Here is a 10,703-nt window from a genome sequence, read left to right as displayed (position 1 = left end):
GGCTCGGTGTCCCGGCGGGGGCGGCCCCCCCCGCCCAGACGCGGCCCCGGGGGGCGCGGGCGGGGGGGGCCGGGGGGGCGGCGCGGCGGGGGCCCCCCCCCCCCCTCACCTGTTTCTCACCCGCTCACAGCCGGGCGCGGGTGGCCTTCAGCAGCGCCACGACCGACGCGTCCGCCACGTCCGGCACCTCGTCGTAGCCGAACCAGCGCAGGTCCAGCGACTCGTCGCTGATCGCGTGCGCGGCGCCGCGCGGGGCCAGCGCGGCGTACTGGACGTCGAAGTGCCAGTGGCACGGCGCCGGGATCGGATGCCGGTCCAGCCGGACCGGGCCGCCGGGCAGCAGCGTCAGCCCGGGGATGCCGGACTCCTCGGTGGCCTCGCGCAGGGCCGCCGCCGCCAGGGACGCGTCTTCCGGCTCGCAGTGGCCGCCCATCTGGAGCCACATCCGCAGCTTCCGGTGCAGCGTCAGCAGCACCCGGCCGGACTCCGGGTCGATCACCAGGGCGCTCGCCGTCACATGGCCGGCCTCACAGGCCTTCCACACGCCGTCCGGGTGGGCCGCCAGATGGTCCAGGTAGGCCTGGCGCAGCTCGTCCTGGTCCGCGTACTCCTTGAGCACGCGGACCGTGTCGTCGTACAGGCTCACTCGGTGTCGTCGCCCTTGTCCGCGTCCTTGCCGGTGTCCCGGTCCGTGTCCTTCTTGTGCAGGTCGGGCTTGCCGGCCGCCTCGCCGAGCATCCGGTCCAGCTCGGAGAAGTCCAGCTGCTCGCGGTGGACGAAGCCGTCCGGGTCGTCCAGGTCGGTCGCCGTCGGCAGCATGTCCGGGTGGGCCCACAGACCGTCCCGGCCGTCCACCCCGCGCGCGTCCGTGAGCGACGCCCACAGACGGGAGGCGTCCCGCAGCCGGCGCGGGCGCAGCTCCAGGCCGATCAGCGTGGCGAACGTCTGCTCCGCGGGGCCGCCCGAGGCGCGGCGCCGGCGCAGGGTCTCCCGCAGGGCGTCCGCGGACGACAGGCGCGGCTTGGCGGCCGTGTGGACCACCGCGTCCACCCAGCCCTCGACGAGCGCCAGAGCGGTCTCCAGACGGGCCAGGGCCGCCTTCTGCTCGGGGGTGTCCTCCGGCTGGAACATGCCCTGCTGGAGTGCGTCCTGGAGCTGCTCGGGGTTCTGCGGGTCGAACTGGCCGACCACGTCCTCCAGCTTGGCGGTGTCGACCTTGATCCCGCGCGCGTAGCCGTCGACCGCGCCGAACAGGTGCGAGCGCAGCCACGGCACATGCGCGAAGAGCCGCTGGTGGGCGGCCTCACGCAGGGCCAGGTAGAGCCTGACCTCGTCCTGCGGGACGCCGAGGTCCTTGCCGAAGGTCTCCACGTTGACCGGGAGCAGCGCGGCCTTGCCGGCCGGGCCCAGCGGCAGGCCGATGTCGGTGGAGCCGACGACCTCGCCCGCGAGCACGCCCACGGCCTGCCCGATCTGGGTGCCGAACATGGCGCCGCCCATCGAGCGCATCATGCCGATCAGCGGGCCCGCCATGGCCTGCATCTCCTCCGGCAGGACGTCGCCCATGGCCGCGCCGACCCGCTCGGCGACCGGGTCGACCAGCTCCTGCCAGGCCGGCAGGGTCGCCTCGACCCACTCCGCGCGGGACCAGGCCACCGCCGAGGCGGAGCCGGACGGCAGGGACGTCGCGTCGTCCAGCCACAGGTCGGCCAGGCGGACGGCCTCCTCGACCGCCCTGCGCTCGGCCGGACCCACGCTGGAGTCCTTGGTGCCGTCCTGGGTGCCCTGGGCGACCGTCTGGCGGGCGATCTGCTTGGCCATGTCCCAGTTCACCGGGCCGCCCTCGTAGGAGAGCATCTGGCCCAGCTGCTGGAAGGCGGCGCCCAGGTCGGTGGGGTTCAGCGAGCCGAACATCGCGGCGAGCGGGTTGTCGGCGCCGGGGCCGCCAAAGCCGCCGGCTCCGGGCGTCCCGAAACCGAACGGGTTGGCCGGTCCCTGACCACCACCGCTCTGCTGGTCCTTCTTCTTGCCCTCGTCGCCGTCCTCCGGCTCCTCCGGCGGAAGGCCGAAACCGAATGGGGTGTCACTCACGGGATTCCTCGGCTGGTAAGGCCACCGGTCTCTCTCCGGCGGCGCGGCTGCCCGACAACACCACCCAGCGTAGACACCTGGGGCCGATCGGGCCTCGGTGCTTCGCCCGCGGAAGGCCTGCGGCAGGATGGATGCACCTGGTACGTACGCGTCACTCGCGCTCGTATGGAAGACAACCGACGGAGACGCCCGGTGAGTTCCCCAGATCCGCAGGTTCGCGCAGCGCGAAACCTCTCAACCTCTCCCGCCGTGCGCGGGCCCGTCGTCGCGGTCACCGGCGCAGCCACCGGGGTCGGCGCCCTGCTCACCGAGCGGCTCGCCGCCTCGGAGGAGATCAAACAGGTCGTGGCGATCGACGAGCGGCGCGGGGAGTGCGCCGGCGCGCAGTGGCACATCCTGGACGTCCGCGACCCCGCGATCGCGGACAAGCTGCGGGGCGCCGATGTCGTGGTGCACCTGGCCCTCGACCTGGACCTCGGCAGCGATCCGGCCGCCCGGACCGCTTACAACGTCCGGGGGACCCAGACCGTGCTGACGGCCGCGGCGGCGGCCGGCGTGCACCGGGTGGTGCTGTGCACCTCGGCGATGGTCTACGGCGCGCTGCCGGACAACGAGCTGCCCCTGTCGGAGGACGCCGAGCTGCGGGCGACCGCCGAGGCCACCGGGGTCGGCGACCTGCTGGAGATCGAGCGGCTGGCGCGCCGCGCGCCGCGCGCGCATCCCGGGCTGAACGTCACCGTCGTACGGCCGGCCGTCCTGGTCGGCGGGACGGACACCGCGCTGACCCGGTACTTCGAGTCGCCGCGGCTGCTCGTCGTCGCCGGTTCCCGGCCCGCGTGGCAGTTCTGCCACGTCGAGGACCTGTGCAGTGCGCTGGAGTACGCCGTACTGGAGAAGGTCGACGGGGAGCTGGCCGTCGGCTGCGACGGCTGGCTGGAGCAGGAGGAGGTCGAGGAGCTGAGCGGGATCCGGCGGATGGAGCTGCCGTCGGCGGTCGCGCTGGGCGCGGCGGCGCGGCTGCACCGGATCGGGCTCACCCCGTCCCCGGCGGGAGACCTGGCGTACACGATGTACCCGTGGGTGATCAGCGGGAGCCGGCTGCACGACGCCGGGTGGCGGCCGCGGTGGACCAACGAGGAGGTGCTCGCGGAGCTGCTGGAGGAGGTGTCCGGGCGGCACACGGTGGCCGGCCGGCGGCTGGGCCGCAAGGACGCCACGGCCGCGGGCGCCGCGGGCGCGACGGTGGCCCTGCTGGGCGCCGCCGCGGTGGTCCGCCGCGCCCGCAAGGCCCGCCGGCGCGTGTGAGCGCCGCTCGGGCGCCGGGGCGCTCCGTGGCAGGACCCTCCCCGCAGCGCCCGCTGTAGGAGCATCCAAAGCGTCCCGCGCGCGGGACGGGTGAAACTCGCATTCCCTGCGGTCCGGGGTGTGCGGCACGATGGGGGTATGGCACAGATGATCGACCATCCCGGTGAGCAGGCGGCCGAGGAACCCATCAAGCTGATCGGCGTCCGGGAGACCGCCCTCTCCGTGGACGAGGTGTTCCGGGCCGTCGGGGACGCCGCGGCCGGCGGCATCGCGCTGTTCGTCGGGACCGTGCGGAACCACGACGGCGGCGCCGACGTGGACGCGCTCGGGTACTCGTGCCATCCCAGCGCCGAGGACGAGATGCGGCGGATCGCCGAGAAGGTCGTGGCGGACTACCCGGTGCGGGCGCTGGCCGCCGTCCACCGGGTGGGCGATCTCCAGGTGGGTGATCTCGCCGTGGTCGTCGCCGTGGCGTGCCCGCACCGCGCGGAGGCCTTCGAGGCCTGCCGCAAGCTGATCGACGACCTCAAGCACGAGGTGCCGATCTGGAAGCACCAGCGGTTCTCGGACGGCACCGAGGAGTGGGTCGGGGCCTGCTGACCCTCCCCAAGTGGCTCACCGGCCACTCGCGACACACCGGTTGCGTAACCGCCCCCCGCGCGTGAGCGTTGTCAGTGCGGATGGTTAATCTGCTGATCAGTCAGTTGCGGACGCTCTGGGCATTGGGAGGTCGGCATGGGGGCGCTTGTCTGGCTGCTGATTCCGTTCTTGGCCGGGATCGGCGGCGGACTGTGGGGCAGTTGGGCCAACCGGACGCGCAAGGCCCGCAGCGACGGCCCCGAGCTGGACGGATACGCCCGTTTCCGCGCGGCCATGGAGAAGTCCGGCCCCGGTGCGCGCCGCGTGTGACAGGGGTGCCCTGACGGTGCGCTGACAGAGGCGTCCCGTACTGTCGTGGCATGCCACGCCGCACCGCGACGCTGCTCGCCTCCACCCTGATGCTGATCGCGCTCCTGTGCGCGGGAGTGCTCATCCCCGTGCCGTACTCGGAGATGTCCCCCGGCCCGACGGTGAACACGCTCGGGGACCACGACGGCGAGCCGGTGCTGCAGTTCCCCGACCACAAGACCTACCCGACCGACGGCCATCTGAACATGACGACCGTCCGGGTGACCAGCGCGGACTACCGGATGAACCTGGTGGAGGCCGTCTACGGCTGGCTGGCGCACGACACCAAGGTCGTCCCGCACGACACGCTCTACCCGGACGGCACCACCGAGGAGCAGTCCACCCAGCAGAACGCCGAGGAGTTCAGCCAGTCCCAGGAGAGCGCCAAGGTCGCCGCCCTGAAGGAGCTGCACATCCCGGTGAAGTCCTGGGTGATCGTCTCCACCGTCGTCAAGGGCTCCCCGGCAGAGGGCCGGCTGCACGCCGGTGACGTGATCAAGGCGGTGGACGGCACCGCGGTCAAGCAGCCCTCCGATGTCGCCAAGCTGGTGACCAAGCACAAGCCGGGGCAGAAGGTGGTCTTCACCGTGGTGCCCGCCAAGGAGCAGGCCGCCGCGGAGAAGGCCCACAAGACGGCCACCGCCACCCGGGACGTCACCATCACCACGGCCGCCTCCGACGACAGCGGGGCGAAGCGGGCCATCGTCGGGATCTCCGCAGGGACCGACCACACCTTCCCGTTCACCATCGACATCAAGCTCGCCGACGTCGGCGGCCCGAGCGCCGGTCTGATGTTCGCCCTCGGCATCTACGACAAGCTCACCCCGGGCAGCCTCACCGGCGGCAGGTTCGTCGCCGGCACCGGCACCATCGACGACAACGGCACGGTCGGGCCGATCGGCGGTGTCGAGATGAAGACGGTCGGCGCGCGCGACAAGGGCGCCCAGTACTTCCTGACGCCCGCCGAGAACTGCGCGGCCGCCGCCAAGGACACCCCGAGCGGACTCACCCTGGTCAAGGTCAGGACCATCGACGACGCGCTCGGCGCCCTCAAGGACATCCGCACCGGCGACACCGCCGCGCTGCCCAGGTGCACCACCAAGGGCTGAGCGGAGCAGGACACGGCTGGGGGCGCCCCTGAAGACAGCGGGCGCCCCCATCGCCGTACCCGAAGACGTCAGTCCGCGAAGGTCGCCGCCAGCGCCTCGGCGAGGCCCGGCACCAGGTCGGGGCCGGTCAGGACCTCGGTCGGGGAGTCCTTCTCGCGCAGCCGCAGCGCCGACTCACGGCCGCCGTCGCGCAGCACCGCGACCGTCATCCGGACCTCCTGGCGCTCGGGGTGCTCGGCGACCCACTTCGCCAGCTTGGCCTCGCTCAGGTTCTGCGGGACCTGCGCCTCGGCGGACGGCGGCAGCATCAGCCGCTCCACCGTGAGCGCGCAGCCGATGACCGCGTCGGGCCAGGCGATGGTGGCGAGGAAGTCGTCGAGCGGCTTGCCGGACGGGATCTCGTCCTGCTCGATAGGGGTGAAACCGGTGGTCTGGGACTCGTCCGCGTCGAGGCCGAGCTGAGCCGCGAGCGCGGGTTCCTGGGACCGCAGCCGGGCGGTGTCGACGAGGGCGAAGAGGCGGGCGGGCTGGTCCCAGCCGAGGCCGGAGGCGTACTCGTCGATCTCGAGTACGGCCCGGGTGAGCGGGCTCGCCGCCATGGGAGTGTTGGACATGGTCACAATCCTGCCTCGTTCCCGGCCGGAATCGGGAACCGAGCACAGCGTGAGTAAGTTGCATAGGAGTAGGCCCGCGATCACGGGGGGCCACGGCGGGCCGTCGAACACGGCGGGCTGACGTATCGACAGCGAACCTCGAGGTGCACACCTTGGCTTTCCAGATGCCGGACCGCGGCGGAGGCCCGACGGGGCCACGGATCAGAGCGAGCCGTCCGTCCCGGCGCGCCCGGACCCTGCTCATGACGCTGGGCGTCCTTGCCGTCCTCGGCATGGCGTTCACCATGTTCGCCGGCTTCTGGACGGACTGGCTGTGGTACCGGTCGGTGCACTACTCGTCCGTGTTCACCACCGTCCTGTGGACCAAGATCGGCCTGTTCTTCGTCTTCGGTCTGCTGATGGCGGTCGCGGTCGGCCTCAACATCTGGATCGCCCACCGGCTGCGGCCCCCGCTGAGCGCCATGTCCATGGAGCAGCAGAGCCTGGACCGCTACCGGATGGGCATCGCGCCGTACAAGAGGTGGCTGCTGCTCGCCGTCACCGCGCTCGTCGGCCTGATCGCGGGCGCCTCGGCGGCCGGCCAGTGGCGGACCTGGCTGATGTGGGTCAACGGCGTGCCCTTCCACCAGAAGGACCCGCAGTTCCACCTCGACGTCTCCTTCTACGCCTTCGACCTGCCCTGGTACCGGTTCCTGCTGGGCTTCGGCTTCGCCGCCGCGATCCTGTGCCTGCTCGCCGCCGGGCTCACCCACTATCTGTACGGCGGGCTGCGCGTCACCAGCCCCGGCACCCGGGCCACCGCCGCCGCGACGGGACACCTGTCGGTGCTGCTCGGCATCTTCGTGGCCCTCAAGGCGGTCGCCTACTGGCTCGACCGGTACGGCCTCGCGGTGAAGTCCAGCGACTTCAAGGCGACCGGCAACTGGACCGGCCTGCGCTATGTCGACGCCAACGCCTATCTGCCGGCCAAGACGATCCTGTTCTGCATCGCCGTCATCTGCGCCCTGCTGTTCTTCGCGACCCTGTGGCGGCGCACCTGGCAGCTGCCCGTCATCGGCTTCGGCCTGATGGTGCTGTCGGCGATCCTGATCGGCGGCCTGTACCCGGCGATCGTGCAGAAGTTCCAGGTCCAGCCGAACGAGCAGGCCAAGGAAGCGCCGTACGTCCAGAAGAACCTCAAGGCGACCCGCGAGGCGTACGGCATCGACGACACCAAGGTCACCGAGTACGCGGGCAAGTCCACCGCCACGGACAAGTCCAGGCTGCGCGCCGACGCGGACGCCGCGGCGAGCATCCGGATCATGGACCCGAACGTCGTCTCGCCGACGTTCCAGCAGCTTCAGCAGATGAAGAACTACTACGGGTTCCCGACCAACCTGGACGTCGACCGGTACCGCACCAAGGACGGCAAGGAGCAGGACACCGTCCTCGGCCTGCGTGAGCTGAACCTGGCCGGCATCCCGAAGAACAACTGGATCAACGACCACTTCCGCTACACCCACGGCTACGGCGTGGTCGCCGCCAAGGGCACCGAGGCCGACTCCCAGGGCCAGCCGGTCTTCACCGAGTACGACCTGCCGTCCAAGGGCGACCTCGGCACGTACCAGCAGCGGATCTACTACGGCGAGAAGACCACCACCTACTCGATCGTGGGCGGTCCGCAGAAGGAGATCGACTACTCCGCCGACGACGGCGGCGAGCGGACCACCAGCTACACGGCCAAGAGCGGGGTCAACCTCGACAACCCGCTCAACCGGGCCGCGTACGCGGTGGCCTTCAACGAGCCGCAGATCCTCTACTCGGGCGCCATCGGCAAGGGCTCGCGCATCCTGTACAACCGCACCCCCAAGGAGCGCGTCGAGGCGGTCGCCCCCTGGCTGACCATCGACGGGGACGCCTACCCGGCGGTCGTGGGCGGCCGCATCCAGTGGATCGTCGACGCCTACACGACGTCGAACGGCTACCCGTACTCGTCCCGTACGACCCTCGGTGACACGACGGCCGACTCGCTGACCGCGACCAACACCAACCGCGAAGTGGTGGCCCAGCAGAACCAGGTCAACTACATCCGCAACTCGGTGAAGGCGACGGTCGACGCGTACACCGGTGAGGTCAGGCTCTACCAGTGGGACACCGAGGACCCGGTGCTGAAGACCTGGATGCGGGCCTTCCCCGGCACGGTGCAGCCGAGGAGCGCGATCTCCCAGGACCTCATGGCCCATCTGCGCTACCCCCAGGACCTGTTCAAGGTCCAACGCGAACTGCTCAGCCGCTACCACGTGACGGACGCCCAGACCTTCCTCACCGGCAGCGAGGTGTGGCAGGTGCCGGACGACCCGACCAACGACTCGGGCAGCGCGGTGCCGCCGTACTACCTGAGCCTCAAGATGCCGGACCAGGACCGGCAGGCGTTCTCGCTGACGACGACCTTCACCCCGAACGGCCGCGACAACCTGAGCGCCTTCATGGCCGTCGACTCGGACCCCCGCGCGCGCGACTACGGAAAGATCCGCATCCTGAAGCTGCCGACGAGCACCACCGTCGACGGCCCCAAACAGGTGCAGAGCCAGTTCAACTCGCAACAGGACATCGCGGAGACCATCAGCCTGCTCAGCCGCGGGCACTCGAAGGTCGAGTACGGCAATCTGCTCGCGGTCCCGCTCGACGGCGGACTGCTGTACGCGGAACCCGTCTACGTCCGCGGCGGCGAGCTGAGATACCCGCTGCTGCGCAAGGTGCTGGTCACCTACAACGGCACCACGGCCTTCGAGGACACCCTGGGCGAGGCGCTGGACAAGGTCTTCGGGGTGAAGGGCCCGACCAGTACACCCCCGGACACCGGCACCGGCAACCCGCCGTCCTCCGCCAACCCCACCGTCCAGCAGGCCCTGAAGGACGCGCAGAAGGCGTACGACGCCGGGCAGGACGCCCTGAAGCAGCCGGACGGGCCGGACTGGACCGCGTACGCCAAGGCGCAGAAGGACCTGAAGAACGCGCTCCAGCGGGCCCAGGACGCGGAGGCCAAGGCCGGGAAGGGGAGATGATCAAGCCGCCCGCGCGCCGTGGTACTGTTATCAGGCAACGGCGCGGGGTGGAGCAGCTCGGTAGCTCGCTGGGCTCATAACCCAGAGGTCGCAGGTTCAAATCCTGTCCCCGCTACTGAAGTCGAAGGCCCGGATCCAAAGGGATCCGGGCCTTCGTGGTGTGCGAACTCATGTCCGGAGGGGAGGAGCGGCCGCGCCGCCGTGGGGAGTTGACCGCTCCGTGTTTGACTTGTCTCCCTGTGGGCATGTCGACAAAACGCTGAAGTGACCTCACGGCTGCGGTATACCGGGTGTACCCAGGTTGCAGGTGGTGCGACGATGGACGTTATGGGGGACAAGGCAACTCTGTTCGAGTCAGGGCGATTTGTACAGCCTTCCGAAGCGGAGCCGGCCCGGGACGAGTTGGGGGACATGGGGGAAGCCGCCGAGGAGGTTCGTCTCGGACTCGCCGCACAGAGCGGTGACGCCGAGGCGGCCAGTGTCCTCGGCGCCATGCTGCTGCGCCGCGGGGACCTCGATGCGGCCGAGACCCATCTGCGGGCCGCCACCGCGGCCGGTGACCGGGCCGCCGCCAACAACCTGGGGGTCCTACTGCACCAGCGCGGCTACGCCGACGAGGCGGCCGGCTGGTGGCGGATCGCCGCCGTCGCCGGCTCCGCCCCGGCCGCGCACGCGCTGGGCCGCTACCACCGCGAACGCGGGGACGAACCGGCCGCCGAGTACTGGCTGCGCCAGTCCGCCGAGCAAGGCCATGTCCTCGGCGCCTACGCGCTCGCGGATCTGCTGGACCACCGCGGGGACGTCGCGGCCGAGCGCTGGATGCGCGCCGCCGCCGAGCGCGGCCACCGGGAGGCCGCCTACCGGCTGGCCCGCGCGCTCGACCGGCAGGCGGGCCACGAGGACGGAACCGGGGGTGACAACGCTGTCGCGGAGGCCGAGCAGTGGTACCGGCAGGCCGCCGCGCGCGGCCACCGGCGGGCCGCGCTGCACCTCGGCGCCATCCTGGAGCGGCGCGGCGAGCTGAAGGAGGCCGGGCGCTGGTATCTGACCTCCGCCAAGGACGGCGAACCACGGGCCGCCTGCGCGCTCGGCTTCCTCCTGCGCGACGCCGGGGACAGCGAGAGCGCGGCCGTGTGGTGGCTGCGCGCCGCCCAGGAGGGCGACGGCAACGCGGCCAACGCGCTCGGCGCGCTGCACGCCGAGCGCGGCGAGACCCAGACCGCCGAACGCTGGTACCGGGCGGCCCTGGACGCCGGTGACGACAACGGCGCCTACAACCTCGGACTGCTCTGCGCCGAGCAGGGGCGGACCGCCCAGGCCGAGCAGTGGTACCGCCGGGCCGCGTACGCCGGGCACCGGGAGGCCGCGAACGCGCTGGCCATCCTGCTGCTCCAGGGCAGCGACCCGACCGGTGCCGAGCCGTGGTTCTCCAAGGCCGCCGAGGCCGGGAGCGTGGACGCCGCGTTCAACCTCGGCATTCTGTACGCCGGGCGCGGCGAGGACGAGATGGCGCTGCGCTGGTACGAGCGGGGGGGGGGGGGGGGGGGGCGCCGGCGGGGGGGGGCGCGGGGGGGGGGGCGCCGGTCGGGGCG

9 protein-coding genes and 1 tRNA gene are annotated in these 10,703 nt (G+C 71.6%); 7 read left to right on the top strand and 3 right to left on the bottom strand.

The window, feature by feature from the left end; translation table 11 throughout:
• Positions 1-124: 124 nt before the first annotated feature.
• Together ACFVIU_RS02595 and ACFVIU_RS02590 are read right to left on the bottom strand one after the other, a co-directional pair.
• Positions 125-646: an NUDIX hydrolase gene (locus ACFVIU_RS02595; RefSeq protein WP_385840109.1), complete on the bottom strand. Its 522-nt coding sequence runs from the start codon at positions 644-646 to the stop codon at positions 125-127.
• Complete coding sequence (locus tag ACFVIU_RS02590) at positions 643-2,091, bottom strand: zinc-dependent metalloprotease (RefSeq protein ID WP_385840107.1); 1,449 nt, start codon at positions 2,089-2,091, stop codon at positions 643-645. Before ACFVIU_RS02590 ends, ACFVIU_RS02595 begins: the two co-directional genes overlap by 4 nt.
• 192 nt (positions 2,092-2,283) lie before the next feature.
• Between ACFVIU_RS02590 and ACFVIU_RS02585 the strand changes: the two genes are divergently transcribed.
• The 4 genes from ACFVIU_RS02585 to ACFVIU_RS02570 all read left to right on the top strand — a co-directional run bounded on the left by ACFVIU_RS02585 (position 2,284) and on the right by ACFVIU_RS02570 (position 5,453).
• Positions 2,284-3,396 carry an SDR family oxidoreductase gene (locus tag ACFVIU_RS02585; RefSeq protein WP_385840106.1) on the top strand — a complete coding sequence of 371 codons (1,113 nt, stop codon included), beginning with the start codon at positions 2,284-2,286 and terminating at the stop codon, positions 3,394-3,396.
• A gap of 138 nt (positions 3,397-3,534) precedes the next feature.
• Complete coding sequence (locus tag ACFVIU_RS02580; protein WP_385840104.1) at positions 3,535-3,996, top strand: molybdenum cofactor biosynthesis protein MoaE; 462 nt, start codon at positions 3,535-3,537, stop codon at positions 3,994-3,996.
• Positions 3,997-4,131: 135 nt separating this feature from the next.
• Complete coding sequence (locus ACFVIU_RS02575) at positions 4,132-4,305, top strand: hypothetical protein (RefSeq protein ID WP_385840103.1); 174 nt, start codon at positions 4,132-4,134, stop codon at positions 4,303-4,305.
• A 50-nt stretch (positions 4,306-4,355) separates the two neighbouring features.
• Positions 4,356-5,453: a PDZ domain-containing protein gene (locus tag ACFVIU_RS02570; protein ID WP_385840102.1), complete on the top strand. Its 1,098-nt coding sequence runs from the start codon at positions 4,356-4,358 to the stop codon at positions 5,451-5,453.
• A gap of 68 nt (positions 5,454-5,521) precedes the next feature.
• On the opposite strand, the gene ACFVIU_RS02565 is transcribed toward ACFVIU_RS02570, so the two are convergent.
• The gene (locus ACFVIU_RS02565; RefSeq protein WP_385840101.1) at positions 5,522-6,067 is read right to left on the bottom strand and encodes a PPA1309 family protein; all 546 of its coding nucleotides are present in this window, start codon (positions 6,065-6,067) and stop codon (positions 5,522-5,524) included.
• Positions 6,068-6,231: 164 nt separating this feature from the next.
• On the opposite strand from ACFVIU_RS02565, the gene ACFVIU_RS02560 reads away from it, so the two are divergent.
• From ACFVIU_RS02560 to ACFVIU_RS02550, 3 genes are all read left to right on the top strand, one after another.
• Positions 6,232-9,111, top strand: a complete 2,880-nt coding sequence (locus tag ACFVIU_RS02560) for a UPF0182 family protein (RefSeq protein WP_385840324.1) — start codon at positions 6,232-6,234, stop codon at positions 9,109-9,111.
• A gap of 41 nt (positions 9,112-9,152) precedes the next feature.
• Positions 9,153-9,226, top strand: a tRNA-Met gene (locus tag ACFVIU_RS02555).
• Between the two features lie 203 nt (positions 9,227-9,429).
• A partial coding sequence (locus ACFVIU_RS02550; RefSeq protein WP_385840099.1) for a tetratricopeptide repeat protein occupies positions 9,430-10,703 on the top strand: 1,274 nt, incomplete at its 3' end.

Origin of the sequence: Streptomyces sp. NPDC127190 (assembly GCF_042672505.1) — a bacterium.
Lineage (GTDB): Bacteria > Actinomycetota > Actinomycetes > Streptomycetales > Streptomycetaceae > Streptomyces.
This window is presented reverse-complemented; position numbering and strand designations above follow the sequence as displayed.